Source organism: Aquabacterium commune (genome assembly GCF_004362855.1).
Lineage (GTDB): Bacteria > Pseudomonadota > Gammaproteobacteria > Burkholderiales > Burkholderiaceae_C > Aquabacterium > Aquabacterium commune.
This window is the reverse complement of record NZ_SNXW01000009.1, coordinates 46,866-73,807: the sequence shown is the minus strand read 5'-3', so window position 1 is coordinate 73,807 and position 26,942 is coordinate 46,866. Positions and strand designations below refer to the sequence as shown.

Sequence of the window (26,942 nt, the reverse complement as noted above, 5' to 3'; positions counted from 1 at the left end):
GGTCATTTCATGGAAACGGTCTGGCTTTGCTGCAGGGGCAGGTAGGTCAGGCTCATGGATCTGTCCTGGATGCGGTCCACGCGCCACTGGCTGTCGATGACGTCGCCCTCCTTGACCACCCAGGTGGCCACCGGGCCGGCGAGCACGGCGCGCTGGATGGCGCGAGGGGCACTGGCCGCACCGGCCGCGCTGGACGCCTCGTCGTTGACGCGGCCGATCCAGGCATGTGGGAAACGCGGCGCCATCGGCGGCGGGGGCGGCGGCGGGGGCGCCTCTTTGACGGGTGGCGGTGGCGGGGGCGCCATCGAGGCCCAGGCGGAAGGTGACGACGTTGTCATCGGGCGGGCCGGCGGCAGCACCTCGGCATCGGTCAACCTGAGGCGCCAGGCGCGGACGCCCTCGCTCAAAGCGGCATCGGTCCAGGGTGCAGACGCAGCCGCCGCTGGCGCCGCGCCGCGCTTGGCCATCGCGGGGGCGGAGGTCGGGCGTGAAGTGCCTCTGCGATCGTCGGTCGCAGCACCACGCTTGTCGCTCGAAGTGCCGCGCTTGTCGCTCACGGCGAGCTCGACGCCATCGTCTGGCTGCATGGCGGCCCATCCGGCGCCGAGCACGGCCACGGCGAGTGCGATCTTCAAGGGTGCGCGCATCAGTGGCTCCGGTCCTGGCGCCACCACAGCGACACGGTGACCTGGGCCTTGACCTGGTCGGACATGGGGTCGGCGCGCTGGATATCGAGCGAGTCGATGCTCAGGGCCGGCTGGCGCAGCAAGGCCGCCAACCAGGTGCGCAAGGCCGGGTAGCTGGTTTGCACGGGCATGACCATGCGCTGGCGCCACAGGCCTTGCGGCTGGTTCTTGTCGAGCCAGGGCGAGAGCTCGCCGCGCAGTTGCACTGAGCCCAGCGCGATGCCGGCGTCCTGGGCCGCGCTCAGCACGCCGCTTTGCAGGGCCAGGCGCTCGGAGGCGTCGGGCAGGCCGTCCCAGAGCACGGCCCAGACGGCGCGCGGGCCGGCCTTCGGGTCGATGGCCTGGCTGGCGCTGGACGCCGCACTGGCCGCGGCCTGGACGGCATCGGCGCGGGCTTGCAGTTCATGGCGCAGGCGGCGCGCGTCGGACGCGGTCTGCGCGACCTGTGCCTGCTGCTGCGGCAACCAGGCGCGCTCCACCCACAGCACACCCGCCAGGGCGGCGATGCCGACCAGGCCGGGCCAGCCCAGGCGCTTCAACCAGATCGTCCAGGAGGCCGCGTTCATGGCGTGCCACCGGTGGTGACGACGTCCAGGCGCCAGGCGTAGCGGCCTTGCGCGGTGAGGAAGGGCGTGTTGAGCGGTTCGCGGGCGCGCAGCATGGCTTGCGGGCCCAGGGCGGCCAGCCACTGCAGGGCGGCGGTGTCGTCGATGACGGCGGCCTGCAGCTTGAGGTCGGGCTGCACGCCTTCGTTGCTGGCCAGGGTGGCCAGGTCGAGGCTGAACTGCGCCAGCACCGCCTTGTGCTTGAGCGAGGTGGCGTCGATGTGGTCGAGCGTGTCGGCCCAGGGGAAGCCCAGCCACTGGGCGAGCTGGGCGGCGTGGCGCCAGCTCTCTGCCTGGAGCTCGGGCGCGCTGGCGGCTTGCGTGGCCTGGGCGACCGAGGCTGCCTGGGCCTGCACGCTGACCTGGCGCTCGCCGCGCTGCAGGCGCTTGACCACGGCCTGGGCCTCGGTGAGCTCGTCCTGCACGGCGGCGGCACGGTCGGCCGCGTGCAGGGCCGCGACCACGCCCAGGGCCAGCAAGGCCCATCCCCAGAAGCTGGTGCGCACGCGCGGGCCCAGGAAGTTCAGGCCCTCGGCCCAGCCTTCGTGGCGGCGGGGTGCCGGGCTCAGCGGCCACGCCAGCGCGCCAGGCTCGGGCGGCGCCATGGCGGCCACGGCCTCGGGCGTTCGCCCTGGCTCGGCGCGCACGTCAGAGGCCAGCTCAGACCACACCCGCGTCAGCACCCAGCGGCCTTCGCGCGCCTCGGCCTGCGCCTGGTTCAGCAGGCCCGGCTCGGCCCAGGCCCAGGCGCGGGTGCTGCCTTCCGGCTGGGCGGCGGCGGGCACGGCCACGGCATCGGCGTCCAAGGAATCCTGCAGGCCTTCGGCCCACCAGGGCATGGCGGCTTGCAGTTGCAGGCCACGCTCGCGGGCCACGTCTTTCAGGCCATCGATCAGGGCACGGGGCACGGCGCACACCAGCCTCACATCGCCCAGCGCCGCGGTCTTCGCACCGCCCTGCAGCGCGTCCACGGTGAGCCATTCGGCGTTCAGCTGCTCGGCTTCCAGGCCGAAGTAATGCGCCCACTGCTGCTGCGCCAGTTCGCGCGCTTGCGCACCGTTGGCGGCCTCGGGCGTGGCACAGCACAGCAGCCATCGGCTGGACAGCTGCACGGCCACGTTCACACCTTCGTGCTCGGCGGCCCAGGCATCGAAGGCGTCCAGCGCGGCATCCACGGCCAAGGCATCGCCCGGCACATGGGGCGGCGCCAACAAGGCCACCGTCAAGGGCCGCCAGGTGCTGCGCAGGCGGGCTTGCAGGCGATGCCACTGGCGCTGCAATTGCTGGCCCAGGCTGGCTTGCCAGCTGGCATCGGCTGCCGCCTCTGTGGCGATGCCAGCACCGCGGGAGGAAACTGCTTGCACGGCCATGCTCATTCCGCCAGCGTGACGCGGTTGAGTTCTGCCAGCGTGGACTCGCCGCGCTGCACGCAGGCCAGGGCCGATTCGCGCAACAGCCGGGTGCCGCTGGCGCGCGCATGGGCCTTGATCTTGATGAGCGAGGCGCGGGTGACGATGAGGTCGCGCAGGGTGTCGTCCATGAGCAGGATTTCGGTGACGGCCTTGCGGCCGCGGTAGCCGGTGTCGCGGCAATGCGCGCAACCCACGGCTTGGAAGAAGGTGCCGTGCGTGTCCAGCGGCAGCTGCGCGGCCTTGAGGTCCAGCGCACTGGGCTGCCAGGGCACGGCGCAGTGCGTGCACAGCTTGCGCATCAGGCGCTGGGCCACGACGCCATTGAGCGCCGACACCATGTTGTAGAGGTCCACGCCCATGTGCATGAAGCGGCCGACCACGTCGAAGACGTTGTTGGCGTGGATGGTGGACAGCACCAAGTGGCCGGTGAGCGCGGCTTGCGAGGCGATCTGCGCCGTCTCGGCATCGCGGATTTCACCGACCATCACGCGGTCCGGGTCGTGGCGCAGGATGCTGCGCAGGCCGCGCGCAAAGGTCAGGCCCTTCTTCTCGTTGACCGGGATCTGCACCACGCCGCCGAGCTGGTACTCGACCGGGTCTTCGATGGTGATGATCTTGTCGTCGCCGGTGTTGATCTCCTGGACCACGGCGTACAGCGTCGTCGTCTTGCCGCTGCCGGTCGGGCCGGTCACCAGCAGCATGCCGTAGGGCTTGCTGGCCAGGCGGCGCACCACGGTGGCGTCGTCGGCATCGAAGCCCAGGCCTTCCAGGCTCAGCGCGCTCGATTCTTCCGACAAGCGCGAGCGGTCCAGGATGCGCAGCACGGCGTCTTCGCCAAAGCTGCTGGGCATGATGGAGACGCGGAAGTCGACCTCGCGCACGCCGCTGTCGGCCGACTGCTGCACGCGCAGCTTGAAGCGGCCGTCTTGTGGCAGGCGGCGTTCGCCGATGTCGAGCTCGGCCATCACTTTCAGGCGCGACACGAGTTGTTCGGCCACTTCGCGCGAACCCACATCGCCCACGTGCACCATGACGCCGTCCAGGCGGTGGCGGATGACCATGCCGGTGGCGGTCGATTCCAGATGCAAGTCGCTGGCCTGGGCCTTGAGCGCATCGAACAGCGTGGCGTCGAGCATGCGCACGACCTGGCTGGTCTCGCGCGTGATGGTGTCCACCGACAGGGCGTGCACCTCGGCACCGCCCTCCGCGCCACCCACAGCGCCTTCGACATCGAACAGCGTGCCGCGGGCCTCGAAGGCCTGCTCGCCTTGCGCCAGCCACAGGCACAGCGTGTCTTCCTCGACATGGCGCCAGCGCAGCGGCTGCGGCACGGCGCGGCCCACGGCCTCGCGCAGCAGCACGTCGTCGGTGTGCGGGGTCAGGGCCCAGAGGTGGCCGGCGTCGGCTGCATCGCCTTCGCCGTCGCGGGCGACCACCACGCGCAGGCGCAAGGCCCGCGCCAGCGGCCAGACGCGCCAATCGGGCACCCAGTTCAGCATGCCGTCGAGCGGCAACACATTGCTGCCTTCGGGCTGGCCATTGCTTTGCAGTTGTGCGCTCATGGTGTGGCCCCCGTCATTGGATCTGGTCCGCCACCTGGAAGATGGGCAGGTACATCAACACCACGATGCCGCCGATCAGCACGCCCATGATGAGCATGAGCGCCGGGCTCACCACCTTGCCGACCCACTCGGTGAAACGTGCCAGCTCTTCGTCGTAGAAGGTCGCGGCGCGCTCCAGCATGGGGCCGAGCTCACCGGTCTGCTCGCCCACGCGCATCATGCGCACGGACACCGGCGTGGTCAGGTGGTGGCGCTGCAGCGCGTCCGACAGGCGGGCGCCTTCGCGCACGCGGCGCGTGGCCTGGGTCATCGAGGGGCGCAGCGAGGGCCCGACCAGCTCCAGCGAGGCTTCGAGCGCTGGCACCACGGCCACACCGGCCTGCAACAGCAGGCCCAGCGTGCGGTACAGCGAGGCCAGCTCGATCAGGCGCAGGCGCGGGCCGATGACCGGCGTGCGCCACAGGCGTTCCGACACCGCGGCGCGCACCACCGGGGCTTTCCAGGCCGCCGCGATGGCCATGCCCAGACCGACCAGGCCGCCCAGCGTCAACCAGGGGTGGTCGCCCACGCCCTTGCCAATGCCCAGCAGCACCGCCGAGGCCCAGGGCATCTCGCCGCCCATGCCTTCGTAGATGTCGGCGAAGCGCGGCACCACGAACACGGTCAGGAAGCTGATGACGACCAGGCTGGCGCCGATCAGGATGGCCGGGTAGATGGCCGCGCTGACCAGCTTGTCGCGCAAGCCCGTCAGCCACGTCAGGTAGGCCGCGTGCTGGCGCAGCGCCTCGGCCGTCTGGCCCGTGCGCTGGCTGGCTTCGATGGAAGCGATGAGCAGCGAGCTGAAAGCCTGCGGCTGCTGGCGCATGGCCTGCGACAGCGTGCGGCCCTCGGACAAATCGGTGGTCAGCGAGTTCAGCACACGCGCCACATCGCCCGACTCTTCCTTTTCGCACAGCGTGGCGATGGCCTCGTACAGCGGGATGCCCGCGTCCAGCAGCACGGCCAGCTCCTGGCAGAACAGGCGGCGGGGGAACGCCACGCGGCGCTGTGACACCTGCTGCCCCTGCAGGCGCTGCAACACGCCCGGGCGTGCCTGTGCCTGTGCCGATGCGGCCGCAGACCGCCGGCGCGAACGGGGCACGGGGGTGTCAGCGGCAGGTCGGGCAACAGATGGGACAGGCGTGCGGCTCATGGCGATCACCAATTGGTGATGTCCTGGTCTTCGCCGTCACCGCCCTCGCGGCCATCCTTGCCCAGCGAATAGACGTCGTAGTCGCCGTGCTCGCCGGGGGCCTTGTACTGGTACTCGCGGCCCCAGGGGTCTTTGGGCACGGCCTTGCGCAGGTAAGGGCCCCACCAGCGGGACTCATCGGCCGGCTTGACCCACAACGCGGCCAGGCCCTGCTCGGTGCTGGGGTAATGGCCGGTGTCCAGGCGGTATTGGTCCAGCGCCTTGCCCAGGCCATCGACCTGTGCGGCGGCCGTTTTGGTTTCGGACTTGCCGATCTGCTTGAAGAACTGCGGACCCACATAGCCTGCCAGCAAACCGATGATGACGAGCACCACCAGCAGCTCCAGCAGGGTGAAGCCGCGCTGCGTGCGGGGCAGCACGCCAGGCAGCACGCGGGACACAACAGGGACGAGTTCAGCCCGCACCCGGCTGCGGGGCGCTCGAGACATGTTCATCGGGGGAGATCCTTCCAACGACGCCCAAGCCGGGCGACGCAACGGACGTGATCCTATTGGGCTATCCCTGACAGCTTTGTGACAAGCCTCACGGCATCCCCCCGTTCACGCAGGCGACACACGGTCCTCCTAGTCTGGCCAGACAGCTTGTTTTCACCACACGCAAGATCCAGGAGAGCCCGCCATGTCCTTCCGCCCCGTCACCCACGCCCGCCCCGCCGCACGCCTGCTGACCCCCATCGCCGCGCTGGCCCTGGCCGCCTGCGCCAACCTCAGCCAGGCCCACGATGCCGGTGCTGACGCCAGCGACGCCACCCGCCATGCCACTTCGCAGCCGACGATGGCCGCGCCCCTGGTCATCGGCCACCGCGGTGCGTCCGGCTACGTGCCCGAGCACACGCTGCTGGCCTACTGGCTGGCCATCGAGCAAGGCGCCGACTACATCGAGCCCGACCTGGTCAGCACCAAGGACGGCGTGCTGGTGGCCCGCCACGAGAACGCCATCGCCATCGTCAACGCCGACGGCAGCATCCGCGAAGCCACCACCGACGTGGCCGAACGCCCCGAGTTCGCCGACCGCAAGACCACCAAGCTCATCGACGGCGTCAGCCTGACCGGCTGGTTCACCGAAGATTTCACCCTGGCCGAGCTGAAAACCCTGCGCGCCAAGGAGCGCCTGCCCAGCCTGCGCGTGGCCAACACCCGCTTTGACCGCATGTTCGAGGTGCCCACCTTCGAAGAGGTGCTGAACCTGGTGGACCAGGCCAACGAGCGCCGCCGCGCCCATGCCCAATCAAGGGCCCTGGCCGAAGGTGGCCACAAGGCCGCCGCCAAGTTCAAGCCCATCGGCGTCTATCCCGAAACCAAGCACCCAACCTACTTCGACGGCATCAACCTCTCCCTGGAAGAGCCCTTGCTGCGCAGCCTGCACCGCCACGGCTACCGCGGCCCCAACGCCGCCGTGTTCATCCAGTCCTTCGAGGTGGGCAACCTCAAGGCCCTGGCCACCCGCACACGCCTGCCGCTGGTGCAGTTGCTCAACGGTTCGGGCCAGCCCTATGACTTCACCGTGGCCGGCGACAAGCGCACCTACGCCGACCTCGCCAAGCCCGAAGGCCTGAAAGAGATCGCCACTTACGCCACCGGTGTGGGCGCCAACACCAACCTGATGATCCCGCTGGTGGGCGGCAAGCTGGGCACGCCCACCACGCTGGTGAGCGACGCGCACGCGGTCGGCCTGAAGGTGCACGGCTGGACCTTCCGCGCCGAAAACAACTTCCTGCCCAGCGACTTCGACAGCAGCACCAACCCTGCCGATGCGGGCGTTTTTGGTGACCTGGCAGGCCAGATCACCGCCTTCCTCAAGCTGGGCATGGACGGCTTCTTCACCGACCACCCTTTCCTGGGCCGCCAGGCACGCGACGCCTTCATCGCGAAGTGAGGCACGCGCACCTGTGAACCGGGCATCGGGCGGTGACCTTGACGGGTCACCGCCTGCGGGCGTTCAATGCGGGGCATGACGCCGCCCACCCACCTGCTCTACCTGCACGGTTTCCGCTCTTCGCCGCACTCGAACAAGGCGCAGATGTTGGGCGCTGCCGTGCAGCAACTGCAGCAACAAGGGGTGGATGTGGCCTGGTACTGCCCGCAACTGCCGCCATCGCCCACACAAACGGTGGCCGAACTGCGCGAGCTGGTGGCGCTGTGGCCGCGCGAAAACATGGCCGTCATCGGCTCGTCCCTGGGCGGTTTTTACGCGGCGGTGCTGGCCGAGTTGCTGGGTTGCCGCGCGGCCTTCATCAACCCGGCCGTGGCCCCGGCCCGCGACCTGGCCCGCCACATCGGCGAGCAAACCGCCTGCCACGATCCGAGCGCGCGCTTCTATTTTCGCGAGGAATTCATCCACCAGTTCGCGCTGCTGGACCCCTACCCCCTGCACCACCCGGAGCGCCACTGGGCGCTGATCGCCAAGGGCGACGAGGTGCTGGACTGGCGCGAGATGTTCTCTCACCACGAAGGCGCCCAGGTGACGCTGCTCGACGGCAGCGACCACGCGGTGAGCGACTTCGCACTGCACATGCCGGCGCTGCTGCGTTGGCTGGGCTTGACCCAGCGCGGCGCCTGACAGACAGCCCCGACACGCCCGACAGGCCAAGGCATCAAGCCGTCGCGCCAAAATGGGACAATCGCGGCCTGAACCCAAAGAGACCCCCTTTCGATGTTTGCCCTGTTTGACGATGCCGGGAAGTTCCTGGCTGGCCGTGTGATGTCCGAAGCCGACGCCTCGATGCAGATCGAGCTCGACTCGGGCAAGCGCGTGAAGGCGAAAGCCGCCAACGTGCTGATCAAGTTCGCCAAGCCGGCGCCGGCCGAGCTGCTGGCGCAGGCCGCCGCGCTCGCCACCGACATCGACGTGGACCTCGTCTGGGAGACCGCCCCGGAAGAAGAGTTCGGCTTCGACGAGCTCGCCCGCGAGTACTTCAGCGCCACGGCCAGCGCCGTCGAGCAAGCCGCCATGCTGATGCGCCTCTTTGAGACGCCGCATTACTTCCACCGCCGTGGCAAGGGCCGCTTCCGCAAGGCCCCCGAGGACATCCTCAAACAGGCCCTGGTCGCCATCGAGCGCAAGAAGCAGCAGGCCTTGCAGATCGAACAATGGGCGCAAGCACTGGCTGCCGGCACCTGCCCGCAGCCCATCAAGGACGAGCTCTACAAGATCCTGTTCAAGCCGGACAAGAACGGCCCGGCCTACAAGGCCGTGGTGGACGCGGCCAAGGCCACGCAGCGCGCCCCGCTGGACCTGCTGAAAGAGGCCGGCGCCATCGACAGCCCCTACCAGTTCCACTACAAGCGCTTCCTGTTCGAGCACTTCCCCAAGGGCACGGGTTTCTCGCCGCTGGAGGCCCCGCCCGTCAAGGACGAGCTGCCGCTGGCCGCCGTCCAGGCCTTCTCCATCGACGACTCCATGACCACGGAGATCGACGACGCCCTGTCCGTGCAGGGCCTGGGCACCGGCACCGTCACCTACGGCATCCACATCGCGGCACCGGGCCTGGCCATCGCCCCGGGCACGCCGGTGGACCAACTTGGCCGCGCGCGCATGTCCACCGTTTACATGCCCGGCCACAAAATCACCATGCTGCCCGACGAGGTGGTGCAGGCCTACACGCTGATCGAAGGGCGCGACTGCCCGGCGGTCTCGCTGTACGTGAGCTTTGACGAGGCCACGCTGGAGCGCAAGGCCAGCGAAACGAAGCTGGAGCGCGTGCCGATCGCGGCCAACCTGCGCCACGATCAGCTCGACGGCGTCATCACCAACGCGACGCTGAGCGGCGAGGCCCCGGCCGACTACGCCTTCGCGCCCGAGCTGGCCTTCGCCTTCCGCCTGGCCCAGCACCTGAAGGCGCAACGCGAGGTGGTGCGCGGCAAGCCCGAAATCTTCAACCGCCCGGACTACAGCTTCAAGCTGATCGGCCCGAACGGTGCGAACACCATGTCCGATGGCATCGAGCCGCAGGGCAACGAGCAGGTGCTCATCGGCACGCGCCAGCGCGGCTCGGCGCTCGACCTCATCGTGGCCGAGGCCATGATCCTGGCCAACAGCACCTGGGGCGGCTGGCTGGCCGAGCTCGGCGTGCCCGGCATCTACCGCAGCCAGGCCAGCTTGCAGCCGGGCATCAAGGTGCGCATGTCCACCAAGCCCGCGCCGCACGCCGGCATGGGCGTGGCGCAGTACACCTGGGCGACCTCGCCGCTGCGCCGCTACGTGGACCTCGTCAACCAGTGGCAGATCATCGCTTGCGCCAAGAACGGCCGCACCGCCGCGCTGGTCGCGCCCTTCAAGCCCAAAGACGCCGAACTGTTCGCCGTCATCTCCAACTTCGACGGGGCCTACAGCGCCTACAACGGCTTCCAGTCGAGCATGGAGCGCTACTGGACGATCCAGCACCTCGGCCAGGAAGGCATCAGCGAGCTGGACTGCGCCGTCATGGTCAACGGCCTGGTGCGCGCCGACACCCTGCCCCTGGTCTTCAAGGCCATTGGCGCCGACAACCTGCCGCGCCATGCCAAGGTGCGCGTGCGCGTCACCGGCGTGGACCTGCTGACGCTCGATGTGCACGCCAGCGTCATCGCCCGACTCGATGAGGCCGAGTCCCAAGGCGACGCGGCCCAGGCTGACGCGAGCGAGGAAGACGACAGCGAGGTGCTGGACAATGCAGGGCCGCTGACGCTGGCCATCGATGTGGCCGATGCCGATGCCCCCGAAGCACCGGCCGCTGGCGCCTGAGCCAGGCCACCGCCGCCAGCCACTGCCCGCCGTCCCCCGCCGTCATCTTGCGAAGCACCTGCCGATGCCCCCTCGCCTGATCGCCCTGTGGAAGTCCCTCAGCCTGCTGCAGGTCTGCCTGGGGGTGTCGGCGCTGCTGCACATCGGCCTGTTCAGCTTCCGCCTGGTGGACCCGGAGGGCTTCCAGCGCACCTTCGAGAACACGCCGCTGGAAGTGATTTTGGTGAACGCCGGCAGCGAGGCCAAGCCCGACCAGGCCCAAGCCCTGGCGCAGCAAAACCTGGCCGGTGGCGGTGAGGCCAGCACCAACGTGCGCGCCACCTCGCCCCTGCCGCCGTCACCCGACAACGAAGTCGGCGATGCACTGGCGCAAACCGCCCGCATGATCGAGCAGATGCAGGCCGAGCAGCAGCAGTTGCTCACCCAGGTGCGCCAGGAACTGGCCGCCCTGCCTCCGCCGCAGCCCCGCGCGCCCACCGACGCCCAGCAGGCCCAGGCCGAAGAGGAGCGCCGCCGCCAGCTCACCAAGCTGCTGGCCGAGCTGGAAAAGCGCATCTTTGAGGAGAACGCCCGGCCCAAGAAGCGCTACCTCAGCCCGGCCACGCTGAAATCGGCCGATGCCCTCTACTACAGCGCCTTCCGCACCCGCGTCGAGCGCGCCGGCACCGAGCACTTCCCCAGCGCCAACGGCCAGAAGCTGTACGGCGAGCTGGTGATGGAGGTGTGGGTCAACCGCCAGGGCAAGATCGTCGAGGCCATCGTCACGCGCAGCTCGGGCAACAAGGCGCTGGACAAGCGCGCCCGCGGCATCGTCATGGCCATGGGCCAGTTCGACCCGGTGCCCCCCGAGGTCAGCGCCGGCCACGACCTGCTGCTGATTTCCTCGCGCTTCCGCTTCACCCGCGACGCCGGCCTGGAAGCCACCACGGTGCAGTCCGCCACCCCGGCCACGCCCGCCCCCCAGACACCCGAGCCCCCGCCCGCACCATGAGCACCGCAGACAGCACCCTCGACCGCGCGGTCGATCACCGCGTTGACCGCTACGCCGTGGCCGGCAACCCGGTGGCCCACAGCCGCTCGCCGCACATCCACAGCCTGTTCGCCCAGCAAACCGGCCAGGCGGTGGATTACGGCCGCCTGCTCTGCCCGCTCGATGCCTTTGCTGCGACGGTGCAGGCCTTCGCCGCCGATGGCGCACGCGGCTGCAACGTCACCGTGCCGTTCAAGTTCGAGGCTTTCGCGCTGGCCGCACGCCGCACAGCCCGCGCCGAACTGGCCCAGGCCGCCAACGTGTTGCGTTTCGATGCGGATGCCCATGGCGGCTGGCTGGCCGACAACACCGATGGCATCGGCCTGGTGCGTGACATCACCGTCAACGCCGGTGTGCCCCTGGCGGGCCAGCGCGTGCTGCTGATCGGCGCGGGTGGCGCCAGCGCGGGCGTGATGGGGCCCTTCATCGAAACGGGTTGCGCCGAGCTGGTGGTGGCCAACCGCACCGTGGCCAAGGCCGAAGAACTGGTGGCGCGGCACGCTGACGTCGCCCGGCAACACGGCGTGCGCCTGAGCGCGCGGTCGCTGCAGGATGCCGGTGAGGCGTTCGATGTCGTCGTCAACGGCACGGCCACCAGCCTCTCGGGCGAAGGCGTGCCCGTGGGCCCGCAGGTGCTGCGCACAGGCAGCCTGGCGCTGGACATGATGTACGGTCCGGCCGCCCAAGGCTTCCTGGATTGGGCCCGCTCGCACGGCGCCACCGGCCGCGACGGCCTGGGCATGCTGGTCGAGCAAGCGGCCGAGAGCTTCCTGCTGTGGCGCGGCGTGCGCCCCGACACCGCCCCGGTGCTGCGCGAGCTGCGCGCCCTGGTGGACGCCCCCGGAGCCTGACACCGATGCGCGCTGTCTGGCGGATCTCCGTGTTGCTCGTGCTCAGCGTCCTGAGCCTGCAGTTGTTCTTCCTCGGTCGCATCGCGCTGATGCGCGTGGTGGACCCGCCATCCACCACCTTCCAGCGCAGCGAAGCGGCCCGCCTGCTGCGCACGCAAGGCCGCATCGCCTGGCGCCAGGAGTGGGTGGACGGCAGTCGCATCTCCGACCACCTGCGCCGCGCCGTGATCGCCTCGGAAGACGCCAACTTTGTCGATCACCACGGCGTGGAGTGGGACGCGCTGCAGAACGCCTGGAAGAAGAACAACCAGGCCCAGGCCCGCGCAGAGAAAGTCCGCGCCGACGCGCAAGCGCGTTACCAGCGTGCGGCCGAGCGCGCCGCCAAGCGCGGCCGCGCGGCACCGCCGCCCCCCACGGCGCTGAACGCCACGCCCAAGGTCATCGGCGGTTCGACCATCACCCAGCAGCTGGCCAAGAACCTCTTCCTGAGCAGCGAGCGCAATTTCCTGCGCAAGGGCCAGGAGTTCGCCATCACCTTCATGCTCGAAGGCCTGTTGGGCAAGGACCGCATCCTCGACATCTACCTCAACAATGTGGAATGGGGCGAAGGCGTGTTCGGCGCACAAGCGGCATCACGCCATTACTTCCAGGTCGATGCCAGCCAGCTGGGCGCCGCACAGGCTGCGCGCCTGGCGGTGATGCTGCCCGCGCCCAAGCGCTTCGAGCTGCAGCCGCGCTCGGCCTATGTGATGGGCCGCTCAGGCACCATCGTCGCGCGCATGGGGGGCGTCGAGATCCCCTGAGCGCTCGGCAAAGCCCGTCATGGCCTGGCGGATGAAGCCCACCTGTGCGCCAAACTGGCGGCAGCCGCTGCACATCCAGGTGTGCATGCGCAACACGGTGCGCTCACCCGCGCCCAGTGGGCGGTCCTGGGCGTCCGACAGCAGCCGGGTGGCCTCGTCGCACTGGATCATCACGCGGTGCTTGCCCATGCTCATGCCTCCTTGGCGAACCAGCGCTGGTCCAGGCACTCGCGCAGGCGCAGCCTGGCACGGTGCATCATCACGAAGAAATTGCTGCTGCTGATGCCCACGGTGGTGCAGATTTCCTCGGTCTCGAAATCCATGAATTCGCGCATCATGAAGACGCGGGCCTGAGCGGCCGGCATGCCGTCCAGGCAGACCTCCAGCACGGCCCAGAACTGCTGCTGCTCCAGGCTGGCCTCGGGGCAGCGCCAGGCGGCGGGCTTGGCGTCTTGCAGCCAGTGGCCCTTGTCGTCGAAGAAGTCATCGAGGGATTGCCCTTCGCCTTCCTTGAGCAAGGAGCTCGCATCGACCATGCGCTGCTTGTGGCGCAGCAAGTCGGCCACCTTGTGCTTGAGGATGGCGAACACCCAGGTCTTGAAGGCCGAACGCCCGGCAAAGCGCTGCCCGCCGGTCCAGGCGCCCACCAGGGCCTCCTGGACGGCGTCCTCGGCCAGGTGGCTGTCGCCCAGGTGCAGGCGCGCGAACTTGACCATCTGCTGGCGCAGGCCGGCCACGAAGCCGGCGTCGGCCAGGCTGTCGGGCGCGGGGCCAGGCTCAGGTTCCAGGGCAGGAGCGTTCGCAGGGACGGACATGGGTGGGCGACACGACGGGGTGCAGGGGCGGCGCGGATCACGCCCCTGCACTGTAGCGCGTCCGCTCCACGGTCGGCCTCTGTCGGAGGCTGTCAGGCCGTGGCCTGCGCCCGCACGCTGGCCGCGTGGTCGGCGTATTGGGCCATCAGGGCCTCGCGCTTGGCCGGGTCGAAGCTGATGCGGTCCAGGTCGCCCTGGTAGTGGCGGATCACGCGCTTGTTCATCACCGCGAACCACAGCGGCGGGATGTAGGCCAGCGTGATCATGCCGGCGTAGCCCGAGGGCAGTTGCGGGCTGTCGTCGAAGTGGCGCAGGGTCTGGTAGCGGCGCGTGGGGTTGGCGTGGTGGTCGCTGTGACGCTGCAGGTGGTACAGGAAGAGGTTGGTGATGGTGTGGTTGCTGTTCCACGAGTGCTCGGGCTCGCAGCGCTGGTAGCGGCCATCGGCGTTCTTGCGGCGCTTCAGGCCGTAGTGCTCCAGGTAGTTCACCACCTCCAGCAGCGAGAAGCCATACACCGCCTGGATCAGCAGGAAGGGCAAGGCTTTCCAGCCCAGCACGGCGAGCAGGCCACCGAACAGCACGAACGACATCGCCCAGGACTGCAGGTTCTCGTTGTCAGGGCTCCACACGCCCTTGTTGAAACGCTGCAGGCGCTCGGCCTCGAGGTGCCAGGCCGAACGCAGGCTGCCCGCCACGGTGCGCGGCCAGAAGGCCCAGAAGGTTTCGCCAAAGCGCGAGCTGGCCGGATCTTCCGGCGTGGCCACGTTCTTGTGGTGGCCGCGGTTGTGCTCGACGTAGAAGTGGCCGTAGAAGGTCGGTGCCAGCGAGATGCGGGCCAGCCAGCGGTCGAGCTTGTCTTTCTTGTGGCCAAGTTCGTGCGCGGTGTTGATGGCCACGCCATTGACGATGCCCACGCTGATGGCCAGGCCCAGCAGGTGGTGCCAGGGCATGTCCAGGGTGGCGGCCATCCAGGCGCCCAGGATGGTCACGGCGATCTGCAAAGGCACGAAGGCGTAGAGCACCCAGCTGTAGTAGCGGTCGGCATCGAGCGCCTTGAGGGCCGCGTCGGGCGGGTTGGCGGCGTCTTCGCCGAAGATGAAATCCAGCACGGGCAGGATGAGGTGCACCAAAGCGACGGCGAACCACAGGCTCCAGGTGGCCTGGGTTTGCCAATAGACGGCCAGCATGGCAGCGCCAATGACGGGGATGGCCGGGCCCAGCAGCCACAGGTAGCGCTTGGGGTCGGCCCAATGCGCAGAAGGCGTCGGGTGGAGGGTGGCTTGGGACATGGGACAACTCCTTGTTCGATGGCCACAGTGTCGGCAAACAGCGCCCGCAGCGGAAGCCGCCAGCGGCCGCAGGACTTGTGCGATGCGCCGACCGCAGGGGCGGACAAACCCTGCACAGCGCAAGCCACAGCGCATGACGGCGGATCGCGCTGGCGATGCGGACTTTTGCCCGGTGCGCGGCGCTTGCATCCGTGGCAAGCTGCGTCAGCATGGACACCCTCAGCCTGATTCTGGACGACATGCACTTCGACGGCGTGGTCTTCGTCTCGTCGGTCAATGCCCCGCCCTGGTCCTGGCGCCTGGCCACACCTGGCCTGGCCTGTGCCCACGTCATCACCCAGGGTCAAGCCTGGCTGATGCGCGACGACGCCGAGCCGCTGCTGCTGGAAACAGGCGACCTGGTCGTGCTGCCCAACGGCACCCCGCACCACATCCAGGACCGCCCCCAAAGCGCGGCCATCGCCCAGGAATTGCTGCCCCACATGGCGCAAGACGTGGTCGGTGCCCGCGTGAGCAGCAGCCCCACCGACGGCGACAGCCCGCAGGCCTGCCACCTCATCAGCACCCACGCCCGTTTCGATGTGCACATGGCCGCGCCACTGGTGCGCGCCCTGCCCCCGGTGCTGCACGTGCGCGGCCTGGGCGAGGCCCCGCCGCCCTGGCTGGCGGTCGGTTTGCAGTTCCTGGCCCTGGAGGTGATGCAGCGTCGCCCGGCCCAGCAGGCCATCCTCAACCGCATTGGCGACATCCTCTTCATGGAGTGCATCCGCGACCACGTCGAGACGGTGGCCGAGGGCTCGGGCAACTGGCTGGCCGCGCTGAAAGACCGCGCGCTGTCCACGGCGCTGGCGCTGATCCACCGCGACCCGCAGCACAACTGGACGGTGCCCGACCTGGCCCGCGAGGCCTGCCTGTCGCGCTCGGCCTTCGCCGACCGCTTCACGCAAACACTGGGCGAGCCGCCCCTGACCTACCTGACGCGCCACCGCATGCGGCTGGCCGCGCGGCAGCTGGCGCACTCGGCGCTGTCGGTCGGCAAGGTGGCCGACCAGGTCGGTTATGCCTCGGAGGCGGCGTTCAGCCAGGCCTTCAAGCGGGAGTACGGCGTGTCGCCCTCGGTGTGGCGACTGCGCCAGACAGACGCGGCCGTGGCGGCCAGGGCCCAGCAGCATCTGGTGCCGCACACCGGCCCACACCTCGGCCCAGGCCCACTGTCTGCGGCGGCCTGAGCGGCCTCCGGCGCAGCTTCAGCGGCTCAGCGGCGCGTGGTGCCCGAGCCGCCCAGCAAGGCCGCGACCTTGCGCTTGGGCTTGATGAAGCGCGACAGGCCGTTGCCGGCAGCGGCCGTGGAGACCGAATCCTTGGTTTCCCAGGATGCTGGCTCGGCGGCGGCCGAAGGCTCGTAGGGCTTGTCGAAGAAGGGGTCGGCCGGGGCGCGGCGCGGGGTCGCACGGCTGGGGCGGCTGTCGCGGTCGCGCGGGGCGTAGGCTTCGCGGGCTTCACGCGGGGCACCGAAGGCAGCGCCTGCCGAGGGCAGGTCGGGCCGGTCGTCGAAGGACTCGTCGCGACGGCGGTAGGTCGGGCGCTCGCTGCGCTCACCCCGATCGCCGCGGTCACTGCGATCGCCACCCCGGCTGCCCTGCAGCTCGAAGGCCTCGACGTCGATCTTCTTCTTGATCAGCTTTTCGATGTCACCCATCAGGCGGGCGTCGCTGCTCGTGACCAGCGAGACGGCCAGACCCGACGCCCCCGCGCGGCCCGTGCGGCCGATGCGGTGCACGTAGTCTTCGGCGTTGAAGGGGATGTCGAAGTTGAACACCGCCGGCAGGGCCGCGATGTCGATGCCGCGTGCGGCCACGTCGGTGGCCACCAGCAGGTCCACCTCGCCGCGCTTGAAGGCGTCCAGCGACTTGATGCGCTCGTCTTGCGACTTGTCGCCGTGCAGGGCCGAGGTGCGCAGGCCGTCGCGCTCGAAGGTGCGCGCCAGGCGGGCGCAACCCAGCTTGGAGTTGACGAAAACGATGGACTGCTTGATGTCGCGGTCGCGCAGGATCTGGCGGATCACGTGGCGCTTGTTATCGTCATCGACCTTGTAGAAGCGCTGCTCCACATTCGTGGCCGTCTGGTTCGGGCGGGCCACTTCGACCAGCACCGGGTCCTGGAGGTAGCTTTGCGCCAGCTTTTTGATCTCGGTCGAGAAGGTGGCCGAAAACAGCAGGGTCTGGCGGGTCTTGGGCAGGTAGCTCAGGATGCGCTGCAGGTCCGGCAGGAAGCCGATGTCGAGCATGCGGTCGGCCTCGTCGAGCACCACGTACTCGACCTGCGACAGGTTGCAGTTCTTGGCCTCGATGTGGTCGATCAGGCGGCCCGGGGTGGCAATCAGCACCTCAACGCCGGCCTTGAGCTCGACCGTCTGCTCTTTCATGTTCATGCCGCCGAACACCACGGCCGAGCGCAGGTTGCACTTGCTGGCGTAGGTCTTGACGTTGTCGGCGACCTGGATGGCCAACTCGCGCGTGGGGGCCAGCACGATGGCGCGCACCGGGTGGCGAGCGGGCGACATGCTGGCGTTCTCGTGCTTCATCATCTTCTGAAGCAGCGGGATGGAGAACGCGGCGGTCTTGCCGGTGCCGGTTTGCGCGGCGCCCATGACGTCGCGGCCCGCGAGCACCAGGGGAATGGCCTTGGCCTGGATCGGCGTCATCGTCGGGTAGGCGATGGCGGCGAGGATCTTCGGGTCCAGGGGCAGGGTGTCGAAGCGGGCCGGCGCGGGGGGCGCGGCCTCCGCGGCATCGGTGGCGGCGGGGACGGCTGCATCGACAGGGGCTGCGGGCACAGCGTCCGCTGCGGCGTTCATCTCGGGGGTGTGGTCGGTCATCAAGGCGGGATTATCCCTGGATTGCCGTTTTTTTGCGCACTTTTCGCACGCATCCCCTCAGATGACACCCCACGATCGGCTCAAACGGAGGCTCAAAACGTGTAACCCACCTGGGTCTGGGTGCCGCCATGGGCCGCTTCGGCCTGTTCCAGCAGGCGCGCCAGCGGCCCCAGGCCCTGGTAGCGCGAGGCCACGCGGTGGGCGAAGGTCCAGACGCGGGGGATGTCGCCCAGGTACTGCCGCTTGCCGTCGCGGATGGCCAGTCGCGCGAAGATGCCCAGCACCTTGAGGTGGCGCTGCAGGCCCATCCACTCGAACTGGCGCCAGAACTCGCCAAAGTCGTCGGACAGGGGCAGGCCGGCCTTGCGCGCGGCTTCCCAGTGGCGCACGGCGTGGTCCAGCTGGATGTCTTCGTCCCAGATCACGTAGGCGTCGCGCAGCAGGCTGACCAGGTCGTAGGTCAGCGGGCCGCGCACGGCGTCCTGGAAGTCGATCACGCCGGGGCGGGCGGTGGGGTCGGTCGGGTCAACCATCAGGTTGCGGCTGTGGAAGTCGCGGTGCACGAAGCCGACGGGCTGGGCCAGGCATTCGGCCTTGATCAGGGCGAAGGTGTGGTCCAGCATCGTGCGGTCGGCGTCGGACAACACCTGGCCGCGCAGCTGGGTGAAGTACCACTGGGGCAGCAGGTCGAGCTCGCGCTGCAGCAGGGCGTCGTCATAAGGCGGCAGGCTGTCGGCCGGCACGGCCTGGATGCGCAGCAGCTCGGCCAGGGCGGCGGTGTAGCGCTGGCGGTTGGGGCGGCCGGGGTGGTGGTCCAGCTCGGTCATGTCGAGGGTGGACAAGAAGGTGTGGGCGCCGAGGTCGCTCAGCAGCATGAAGCCTTGTGCCTCGTCCCAGGCATGGATGGTGGGCACGTTCACGCCACCGGCGGCCAGCAGGCGGTCCACGGCCACGAAGGGGCGGCAGTCTTCCTTGTCTGGCGGGGCGTCCATGGCGATCAAGGAGGCGCCTGCGGCCGTGTCGATGCGGAAATAGCGCCGGAAGCTGGCGTCGGCGCTGGCGGCGCGCACCGTCTCGGGCAGCAGGCCGTGTTCGGCGCGCAGGCCGTCCAGCCAGGCGTCGAAGGCCTGGGCACGGGCGGGGTCGGCCCAGGCGATGGGGGAAGCGGTGGAGGAGGTGTCGGCGGTGGTCATGTGTGCGCGAGGCGGCGGCAAGGCCGGCTCATGAAATAATGCGGCGATTCTAGGCAAGGCCGGCTCACCTGACGGGAAGCCCCTGCTGCAGCCCCCTGCGACGCGCCACCCGTGACCCCACCCTTGAACCGACCTCGCCAGACCTCGCCCGCCCGGGTGCAGCCCTCCGCCCACCTTGCCCGCGCCCGCCAGGCAGGTGCCAGGGTGCGCTCGCGCCTGTCGGCCCCGCTGGCATCTGGGTGGACACCGGTCGCCCTGGCCTGCGCCTGGGCTGTGGCCCAAGCCGGTTGGCACCACGCCGATGCGCAGGCACTGGCCGAAGCAGGCACGCCCCCCACAGCAGCCAGCGCCGCCGCTGCGGCCAGCGCGCCTTCTACACCCGCCTCGCGCATGAGCTTTTCGCTGCCCGCGCCGCGCATGAACCGGCGCGACGGCAAGCTGCCCTTGTTCTTCGAGGCCGACTCGATGGACGGCACCTCCGGCGAGCGCACCCACGCCAGCGGCTCGGTGCGCCTGCGCCAGGGCGAGATGCGCGTGCGCGCCGACGACCTCGTCCACACCCAGGCCGACAACACGGCGCGGGCGCGCGGCAACGTGCGCATCTCCAGCAACGGCAACCTGTTCACCGGCCCGGAGCTGACGCTCAGGCTGGACACACTGGAAGGCAACTTCATCCGCCCGCACTTCTGGTTCGCCCGCACGCAAGCCGGCGGCCAGGCCGAGCTGGTGGAATTCCTGGGCGAAAACCGCCTGCGCGCCCACAGCACGCGCTACTCCAGTTGCACACCGGACGACGAACCCGATGGCACACCCGGCCGCCCCGACTGGGAGCTGCAGACCAGCCAGGTGGACCTGGACTTCGACAAGAGCGAAGGCGAGGCCAAGAACGCGGTGATCCGCTTCATGGGCGTGCCCCTGCTGGCCGCGCCGTCGCTGACCTTCCCGCTGGACAACCAGCGCAAATCGGGCTTCCTGCCACCCAGCTTCTATTTCGACAGCGCCAGCGGCTTCGAGTTGTCCGCGCCGTACTACTGGAACATCGCGCCGAACCGCGACGCCACCATCGCGCCCACCGTGTCGGCCCGCCGTGGCGCTGGCGCCGACATCGAGTTCCGCTACATGGAGGCGCAGGACACCGGCAAGCTGCGCGTGTTCGGCCTGCCGGACGACAAGCTGCGCGGCAGCACGCGCGGCCTGATCGACTTCGTCCACAAGGGCAGCCTGGGCAAGACGGACGCCCTCGCCCAGACCACCTACGACATCAAGCTGCTGCGCGCCTCGGACGACAATTTCTGGAAGGACTTCTCCCACATCCAGTTCTCGACCACGCCGCGCCTGTACGACAGCCACGCCAACGTCGAGACCACCCTCAACCAGCGCTACTGGGGCCTGGGCAACAGCCAGACCACCTTCTACGGCAGCGTGCAGTCCTGGCAGACGCTGCGCGACCTCGCGCCGCCCTCCGACCCGACACAAAGCAACATCAGCACGCCCTACCGCCGCGAGCCGCAGATGGGCTTTCGCAGCCGCAGTGTGAGCGACAGCGGTGTCGTCTTCGGCCTGCAAGGCGAGTTCAACCGCTTCGGCAACGCGGACCCGACCCAGGTCGTGGGCAACCGCGTCAACGCCAACGCCATCGTCGAGCGGCCCTTCACGCTGGGCGGCATCAACGTGCTGCCGCGGGCCACGCTGCGCGGCGTCAGCTACGACCTCGACAAAGTCGCCGATGGCAACCGCCGCAGCGCCACGATCGTCACGCCGACCTTCAGCCTGGACAGCGGTTTCTCCATGGAGCGCGCCACCAGCTTGTTCGGCCGCGACCTGATCCAGACGCTGGAGCCGCGCGTGCTCTACGTCTATACGCCCTACCACCGCCAGAACGACCTGCCGCTGTTCGACAGCGCACCGCGCGACTTCAACCAGTACGCCATCTACACCGACAACGCCTACACCGGCGGCGACCGCATCTCGGACGCCAACCAGGTGACGGTGGGCGTGCAGTCCCGCCTGCTGGACAGCAAGACGGGTGCGGAGGCCCTGCGCCTGGGCATCGCGCAGAAGGTGCTGCTGGCCGACCAGCGCATCAACCCGCTGGACAGCAAACCCGTGACGCAGCGCCTGTCCGACCTGCTGCTGCAGGCCTCGACCTCGGTGATCCCGAACTGGTCGGTGGACAGCACCGTGCAGTACAGCGCTCAGAACCGCCAGACCGAGCAAGGCGCCATGACGGTGCGCTACTACCCGGGCAACTGGCGCACCGTCAGCGCCACCTACCGCTACCGGCGCACCGCGTCGGAGCAGGTCGAAATTGGCTGGCAATGGCCTTTTGCCGGGCACACACCGCCGCTGCAGCAGGTGATGACCCAGGCCACTTCCCCTGACCTGCTCGACCTCAACCCGCGCCGCCCCTCGGCCGGAGGCGCTTGTGGCGGCACTTGGTACACCGTGGGCCGCATCACGCACAGCATGCGCGACCAGCGCATCATCAACTCCCTGGTGGGCGTGGAATACGACGCCGGTTGCTGGATCGGCCGCGTCGTCACCGAACGCGTCGCACTCGGCACCAGCAAGGCCAACACCCGCGTGATGTTCCAGCTGGAGCTGCTGGGCCTGTCCCAGCTCGCCCTGGGCGCCAACCCGCTGCGCGTCCTCAAGCAGAATGTGCCTGGCTACCGCCTGCTGCGCGACGAGGGCAAGCCCCTGGCCCAGCCCGGCAACACCACCCCCTACAGCGATGAATGAGCGAGCACCCCTGATGTCCAGCGCCCCCTTTGCAGATGTTCGTGCCTTCAGGACCTTGTCGCGCGCCGTGGCTTTGTGCCTGGCCGCGGCCGCGGTGGTCGTGGTGGCCACGCCGGCATCGGCCCAGCTGCGCCGCAACGACGGCCCCTCGCTGACGCCACGCATCCCCGGTGACCGCGCCCTGAGCAAGGAACTCAAGATCGCCGGCGTCCAGACCACGTCCGACTACATCGTCGCGGTGGTCAACCAGGAGCTGATCACGCACACGGAGGTGGACAAGCGTGTCAGCCGCATCCAGGACGCCAGCGCGCCAGGCACCCGCCTGCCCCCCTTTGAGGAACTGCGCCGCCAGGTGCTGGACGCCCTCATCGACGAGAAGGTGCAGATTTCCCACGCCCGCGTCATTGGCTTGAATGTGGGTGATTCGGAGCTGGACCAGGCCATCGAGAACGTCGCTGCACAGAACCAGCTCACCCTCAGCGAGCTGCGCCAGCGCATGGCCGTGGACGGTCTGGACTACGACCGCTACCGCAGCAGCCTGCGCGAGCAGCTCCTGCTGCAGCGGCTGCGCGAACGCGAGGTGACGGCGCGCATCGCGCTCAGCGAAGAAGAGGTCACGAACTTCCTGGCCACCGACCCGGCCGCCCAGACCGAAACGGCCCTGAACCTGGCGCACATCCTGATCGGTGTGCCCGAGCGCGCCACGCCCGCGCAAGTGGCTCAGCTGCAGGCCAAGGCCGAAGACCTGCAACGCCGCGTGGCTGCTGGCGAGAATTTCGCGCAGCTGGTCAAGCAACACTCCGACGACAGCAACACCCGCAACGACGGTGGCGCCTTCGGCATGCGCGAGCTCAGCCGGCTGCCGGAGCTCTTCGTCAACGCCGCCCAGGGCCTGAAGGTCGGGCAGGTGGCGCCGGTGGTGCGCTCCAACGCGGGCTTCCACATCGTCAAGCTGCTGGAGCGCGAAAGCAGCGCACAGGCCACCTACACGCAGCAACGCGCCCGGCACATCCTGCTGCGCAGCACGCCCCAGGGGGACACCGCCACCCTGGTCAACCGCCTGAACGAGATCCGCAAACAGATCGTGGACGGCCAGACCAGCTTCGCACAGATGGCGCGCCAGCACTCGGAAGACGGCAGCGGCGCCAAGGGCGGCGAGCTGGGTTGGGCCTCGCCCGGCCAGTTCGTGCCCGAGTTCGAAAAGGCGCTGCTGTCCTTGCAGCCGGGCCAGATCTCCGAGCCCGTGGTCAGCCGGTTTGGCGTGCACCTCATCCAGCTCATCGAGCGCCGCGAAGCCCAGTTGAGTGATGCCCAGCGTCGCGAAGCCGCCCGCAGCGTGCTGCGTGAGCGCAAGTTCGAAGCCACGTACGAAGAGTGGGCCCGCGAGCTGCGCGCCGCGGCCTACGTGGAAATGCGCGATGCGCCCTGAGCGCGGCGGCAAGCGCCCCGGCCACGGCGGCCACACCAGCAGCCACAGCGGCCAGGGTCGCCCGCGCGCGGTCGCTGGCGGCGGCGGTCACATCGCGCGCAAGCGTTTCGGCCAGAACTTCCTGGTGGACCAGGGCGTGATCGCCGAGATCGTCCGCGCCATCGCGCCCAAGCCGGGCGAAGCACTGGTGGAGATCGGCCCCGGCCTGGGTGCACTGACCGACCCGGTGGTCGAGCGCTGCGAGAAGCTGACCGTGGTCGAACTGGACCGCGACCTCGCCGCGCGCCTGCGCCTGCGCCCGGAGCTCGACGTGATCGAGTCCGACGTGCTGAAGGTGGACTTCGCCCAGCTCGCGCGCGAGCGCGGCGTCAAGCTGCGCATGATCGGCAACCTGCCCTACAACATCTCCAGCCCCATCCTCTTCCACCTGCTGCCCTGCGCCGACGTGGTCGTGGACCAGCACTTCATGCTGCAAAAAGAGGTGGTGGACCGCATGGTGGCCACGCCCGGCCACAAGGACTACAGCCGCCTGAGCGTGATGCTGCAGTGGCGCTACGACATGGAATGCGTGGTCGATGTGCCACCGGGCTCCTTCGACCCGCCGCCCAAGGTGAACTCCGCCGTGGTGCGCATGACGCCGCTGGCCGAGGTGCCCGACGTGGACCCCAAGGTGCTGGAAGCGATGGTGGCCGTGGCCTTCTCGCAGCGCCGCAAAATCCTGCGCCACACCCTGGGCGCCTGGATCACCCAACAAGGCATCACCACCGACTTCGACCTGCAGCGCCGCGCCGAAGAAGTGCCCGTGGCGGAGTACCTGGCCCTGGCCGCACAGGTCAGAAAACCGGCATGAAAACCTACCTGGTGGGCGGTGCCGTGCGGGACCGCCTGCTCGGCCGCAGCGTGGGTGACCGAGACTGGGTCGTCGTGGGCGCCACGCCGCAAGCCATGCTGGACGCGGGCTTTCGCCCCGTCGGCAAAGACTTCCCCGTGTTCCTGCACCCCGACACCGGCGAAGAACACGCCCTGGCCCGCACCGAACGCAAAAGCGGCCACGGCTACCACGGCTTCACCGTCCACGCGGCGCCAGACGTCACCCTGGAAGACGACCTCGCGCGCCGCGACCTCACCGTCAACGCCATGGCCGAGGATGCCGATGGCACCGTCATCGACCCCTGGGGCGGCCAGCGCGACCTGGCCGCGCGGGTGCTGCGCCATGTTTCGCCCGCCTTCGCCGAGGACCCGGTGCGCATCCTGCGCCTGGCGCGCTTCGCCGCCCGCTTCCACGATTTCAGCGTGGCGCCCGAAACGGCACGGCTCATGCGCGAGATGGTGACTGCCGGCGAGGTGGACCACCTCGTGGCCGAGCGCGTCTGGCAGGAGCTGGCCCGCGGCCTGATGGAAGACCGCCCCTCGCGCATGTTCGAGGTGCTGCGCGACTGCGGCGCCCTGGCCCGCCTGCTGCCCGAGGTCGATCGCCTGTGGGGCGTGCCGCAGCGCGCCGACTACCACCCGGAGGTGGACACCGGCGTGCACCTGATGATGGTGCTCGACATGAGCGCCCGCCTGCAAGGCTCCCTGGCCGTGCGTTACGCCTGCCTGGGCCACGACCTCGGCAAAGGCACGACCCCGCCCGACGTGCTGCCCCGCCACATCGGCCACGAAGGTCGCAGCGCCCAGCTGCTCAAGGCCGTGGGCCAGCGCCTGCGCGTGCCCACCGACTGCCGCGAGCTGGCCGATGTGGTCGCGCGCGAGCACGGCAACCTCCACCGCAGCAGCGAATTCGGCGCCGAGGCAGTTTTCCGCCTCCTGGAACGCTGTGACGCCATCCGCAAACCCCAGCGCTTCCACGAGGTGCTGCTGGCCTGCGAGTGCGACGCCCGCGGTCGCCTGGGTTTGGAGGACACGCCCTACGCCCCGGGCCCGCGCCTGCGGCAGGCCCTGGACTGCGTGCTGGCCGTGGACACCGCCGCCGTGTCTGCGCAAGCCCTCGCACTTGGATTGACAGGTCCCGCCATCGGCCAGCGCATCGCGCAAGCCCGGCTGCACGCCCTGACGCAGCATCTCAGCACGCGCTGAAGTGGGCAGGGTGCACGCCCAGGCGCCCAAATTCTGCAAAATCTGCAACAAAGCCGAGTCAAGGTGCCGCCTCGGCCTCATGCCTTTGCCCGACGTGCCGATAGGCCAACGTGAATGGACCAAAGATTCCCGGGGCACTGACATGAACGCATTGAGACAACTGAGCATCGGCGGCCGCCTGGCGGCTGCTTTCCTGATGGCCTGCCTGTTGGTGCTGCTGACCGGCGGCGCCGGCTTGCTGAGCATGTCCCGCATGGGTGACAGCGCCGACGACGTCAGCGGCAACTGGCTGCCCAGCGTGCAAGTGCTGTCGCGCATCGACGCCACGGTCAACACCGAGCGCCGCGCGCTGATGCGCCACATCCTGGAAACCGATGCAGCGGCCAAGGCCACGCAGCTCAAGCGGATCGATGACATCCGCACCCAAACGCTGCCCACCCTGCTCAGCGAGTACGAGCCCATGATCAGTTCGCCCGAAGAGCGCGCCCTGTTCCAGGACATCCGCACCCAGCTGGACGCTTACCACGCCACCGTGGACCCGGTGCTGGTCCAGTCCAACCGAGGTGACGAGGGCTTGGCAGAAGCCCGCCAGTTGCTCAACGGTGCGTCCAGCAAAACCTACCTGGCGCTGGCCGCCACCCTGGAGAAGGACACCAAGCTGAACGCCGAAGGCGCTCGCCAAGCGGTGAACTCGGCCCATGCCGCTTACCGCCAGGCCCAGTGGACGACCGCGGGCGTGCTGATCGCAGGCATGCTGGTTTGCGCCACCATGGCGCTGCTGATCACCCGCTCCATCACCCAGCCGCTGAACGACGCCGTGCGCCTGAGCCAGGCCGTGGCCGAAGGCGACCTCAGCCGGCAGCTGCAGGTGTCTGGCAAGGACGAACTCAGCGCCTTGGGCGAAACGCTCAACACCATGAGCCGCAACCTGTCGTCCCTGATCGGGCGCATCCGCAGTGGCACCGAATCCATCGCCACCGCCTCGGCGCAGATCGCCCAGGGCAACGCCGACCTGTCGGCCCGCACCGAACACCAGGCCGCCAGCCTGCAAGAGACGGCCGCCTCCATGCAACAAATGGACGACACCGTGCGCGGCAACTCCGACAACGCCCGCCAGGCCAACCAGCTGGCGTTGCAAGCCACCCAGGTGGCCACGCAAGGCGGCCAGGACGTGGGCCATGTCGTGGCCACCATGTCGGCCATCCAGGACTCCAGCCGCCGCATCGCCGACATCATCGGCGTGATCGATGGCATCGCCTTCCAGACCAACATCCTGGCGCTGAATGCCGCCGTGGAAGCCGCCCGTGCTGGCGAGCAAGGCCGCGGCTTCGCCGTGGTGGCCAGCGAGGTGCGTTCGCTCGCACAGCGCAGCGCCAATGCCGCCCGCGAGATCAAGGGCCTGATCACCGACAGCGTGGAGAAGGTGGAGATGGGCACCAACCAGGTCAACCAGGCCGGTCAGACCATCGACGATGTGGTGCTGCAGGTGCGCAAGGTCAACGACCTGATCGCCGAGATCAGCTCATCGAGCACCGAGCAAAGCCAGGGCGTGGGCCAGATCAACTCGGCCGTGAACAACCTGGATCAAACCACGCAG

22 protein-coding genes and 1 pseudogene are annotated in these 26,942 nt (G+C 69.2%); 12 read left to right on the top strand and 11 right to left on the bottom strand.

All coding sequences use genetic code 11. The features are described from left to right. Positions 1 to 2: 2 nt before the first annotated feature. Genes EV672_RS14785 through gspG form a run of 6 tightly spaced genes read right to left on the bottom strand, consistent with a single transcriptional unit; the run spans position 3 to position 5,951 of the window. A complete protein-coding gene (locus EV672_RS14785; protein ID WP_133610564.1) occupies positions 3 to 647 on the bottom strand; it encodes a hypothetical protein in 645 nt (214 codons plus the stop codon). After that, entirely contained in the window at positions 647 to 1,252 is a 606-nt protein-coding gene (locus EV672_RS14780) for a hypothetical protein (RefSeq protein ID WP_133610562.1), read from the bottom strand. Before EV672_RS14780 ends, EV672_RS14785 begins: the two co-directional genes overlap by 1 nt. Then, the gene (locus tag EV672_RS14775) at positions 1,249 to 2,655 is read right to left on the bottom strand and encodes a hypothetical protein (protein ID WP_133610560.1); all 1,407 of its coding nucleotides are present in this window, start codon (positions 2,653 to 2,655) and stop codon (positions 1,249 to 1,251) included. Before EV672_RS14775 ends, EV672_RS14780 begins: the two co-directional genes overlap by 4 nt. A gap of 8 nt (positions 2,656 to 2,663) precedes the next feature. Beyond that, positions 2,664 to 4,265, bottom strand: coding sequence for a GspE/PulE family protein (locus tag EV672_RS14770; protein ID WP_133610558.1), 1,602 nt, complete (start codon positions 4,263 to 4,265; stop codon positions 2,664 to 2,666). Positions 4,266 to 4,278: 13 nt separating this feature from the next. Next, entirely contained in the window at positions 4,279 to 5,457 is a 1,179-nt protein-coding gene (locus EV672_RS14765) for a type II secretion system F family protein (RefSeq protein WP_133610556.1), read from the bottom strand. A 5-nt stretch (positions 5,458 to 5,462) separates the two neighbouring features. Next, entirely contained in the window at positions 5,463 to 5,951 is a 489-nt protein-coding gene (gene gspG, locus EV672_RS14760) for a type II secretion system major pseudopilin GspG (protein ID WP_243738713.1), read from the bottom strand. A gap of 184 nt (positions 5,952 to 6,135) precedes the next feature. On the opposite strand from gspG, the gene EV672_RS14755 reads away from it, so the two are divergent. The 6 genes from EV672_RS14755 to EV672_RS14730 all read left to right on the top strand — a co-directional run bounded on the left by EV672_RS14755 (position 6,136) and on the right by EV672_RS14730 (position 12,923). Beyond that, the gene (locus EV672_RS14755) at positions 6,136 to 7,392 is read left to right on the top strand and encodes a glycerophosphodiester phosphodiesterase (RefSeq protein ID WP_133610554.1); all 1,257 of its coding nucleotides are present in this window, start codon (positions 6,136 to 6,138) and stop codon (positions 7,390 to 7,392) included. 75 nt (positions 7,393 to 7,467) lie between these two features. Next, positions 7,468 to 8,076 carry a YqiA/YcfP family alpha/beta fold hydrolase gene (locus EV672_RS14750; protein WP_133610552.1) on the top strand — a complete coding sequence of 203 codons (609 nt, stop codon included), beginning with the start codon at positions 7,468 to 7,470 and terminating at the stop codon, positions 8,074 to 8,076. Between the two features lie 93 nt (positions 8,077 to 8,169). After that, positions 8,170 to 10,239 (top strand): ribonuclease catalytic domain-containing protein, encoded by a 2,070-nt coding sequence (locus EV672_RS14745; protein WP_133610550.1) that lies wholly within the window; start codon positions 8,170 to 8,172, stop codon positions 10,237 to 10,239. 64 nt (positions 10,240 to 10,303) lie between these two features. Beyond that, a complete protein-coding gene (locus EV672_RS14740; RefSeq protein ID WP_133610548.1) occupies positions 10,304 to 11,230 on the top strand; it encodes an energy transducer TonB family protein in 927 nt (308 codons plus the stop codon). Then, positions 11,227 to 12,120: a shikimate dehydrogenase gene (aroE, locus tag EV672_RS14735; protein ID WP_133610546.1), complete on the top strand. Its 894-nt coding sequence runs from the start codon at positions 11,227 to 11,229 to the stop codon at positions 12,118 to 12,120. Before EV672_RS14740 ends, aroE begins: the two co-directional genes overlap by 4 nt. A gap of 5 nt (positions 12,121 to 12,125) precedes the next feature. Beyond that, a complete protein-coding gene (locus EV672_RS14730) occupies positions 12,126 to 12,923 on the top strand; it encodes a transglycosylase domain-containing protein (protein ID WP_133610544.1) in 798 nt (265 codons plus the stop codon). On the opposite strand, the gene EV672_RS14725 is transcribed toward EV672_RS14730, so the two are convergent. The 3 genes from EV672_RS14725 to EV672_RS14715 all read right to left on the bottom strand — a co-directional run bounded on the left by EV672_RS14725 (position 12,879) and on the right by EV672_RS14715 (position 15,027). Further along, positions 12,879 to 13,112, bottom strand: a complete 234-nt coding sequence (locus tag EV672_RS14725; RefSeq protein WP_243738712.1) for a zf-HC2 domain-containing protein — start codon at positions 13,110 to 13,112, stop codon at positions 12,879 to 12,881. The two genes, EV672_RS14730 and EV672_RS14725, sit on opposite strands and share 45 nt — an antisense overlap. Before the next feature lie 2 nt (positions 13,113 to 13,114). Continuing rightward, positions 13,115 to 13,738 (bottom strand): sigma-70 family RNA polymerase sigma factor, encoded by a 624-nt coding sequence (locus EV672_RS14720; protein ID WP_133610542.1) that lies wholly within the window; start codon positions 13,736 to 13,738, stop codon positions 13,115 to 13,117. A 92-nt stretch (positions 13,739 to 13,830) separates the two neighbouring features. After that, positions 13,831 to 15,027 (bottom strand): alkane 1-monooxygenase, encoded by a 1,197-nt coding sequence (locus EV672_RS14715; RefSeq protein WP_133610540.1) that lies wholly within the window; start codon positions 15,025 to 15,027, stop codon positions 13,831 to 13,833. A gap of 209 nt (positions 15,028 to 15,236) precedes the next feature. On the opposite strand from EV672_RS14715, the gene EV672_RS14710 reads away from it, so the two are divergent. Then, complete coding sequence (locus tag EV672_RS14710) at positions 15,237 to 16,256, top strand: AraC family transcriptional regulator (RefSeq protein ID WP_166643593.1); 1,020 nt, start codon at positions 15,237 to 15,239, stop codon at positions 16,254 to 16,256. A 26-nt stretch (positions 16,257 to 16,282) separates the two neighbouring features. Here EV672_RS14710 and EV672_RS14705 read toward each other — a convergent pair whose 3' ends face one another. Both EV672_RS14705 and EV672_RS14700 read right to left on the bottom strand, forming a co-directional pair. Further along, positions 16,283 to 17,905, bottom strand: a complete 1,623-nt coding sequence (locus EV672_RS14705) for a DEAD/DEAH box helicase (protein WP_243738711.1) — start codon at positions 17,903 to 17,905, stop codon at positions 16,283 to 16,285. 92 nt (positions 17,906 to 17,997) lie between these two features. Further along, a complete protein-coding gene (locus tag EV672_RS14700) occupies positions 17,998 to 19,098 on the bottom strand; it encodes an aminoglycoside phosphotransferase family protein (protein WP_133610536.1) in 1,101 nt (366 codons plus the stop codon). Positions 19,099 to 19,221: 123 nt separating this feature from the next. On the opposite strand from EV672_RS14700, the gene EV672_RS14695 reads away from it, so the two are divergent. The 5 genes and pseudogenes from EV672_RS14695 to EV672_RS14675 all read left to right on the top strand — a co-directional run. Further along, entirely contained in the window at positions 19,222 to 21,840 is a 2,619-nt protein-coding gene (locus EV672_RS14695; protein WP_133610534.1) for an LPS-assembly protein LptD, read from the top strand. Positions 21,841 to 21,853: 13 nt separating this feature from the next. Then, positions 21,854 to 23,269, top strand: coding sequence for a peptidylprolyl isomerase (locus EV672_RS14690; protein ID WP_166643592.1), 1,416 nt, complete (start codon positions 21,854 to 21,856; stop codon positions 23,267 to 23,269). Then, positions 23,259 to 24,119: a 16S rRNA (adenine(1518)-N(6)/adenine(1519)-N(6))-dimethyltransferase RsmA gene (rsmA, locus tag EV672_RS14685; protein WP_133610530.1), complete on the top strand. Its 861-nt coding sequence runs from the start codon at positions 23,259 to 23,261 to the stop codon at positions 24,117 to 24,119. The genes EV672_RS14690 and rsmA overlap by 11 nt, the downstream gene beginning before the upstream one ends. After that, a complete protein-coding gene (locus EV672_RS14680) occupies positions 24,116 to 25,345 on the top strand; it encodes a multifunctional CCA addition/repair protein (protein ID WP_133610528.1) in 1,230 nt (409 codons plus the stop codon). The genes rsmA and EV672_RS14680 overlap by 4 nt, the downstream gene beginning before the upstream one ends. 163 nt (positions 25,346 to 25,508) lie before the next feature. Continuing rightward, positions 25,509 to 26,876: pseudogene (locus tag EV672_RS14675) on the top strand (methyl-accepting chemotaxis protein); the annotation flags it as partial. Between the last annotated feature and the right edge of the window lie 66 nt (positions 26,877 to 26,942).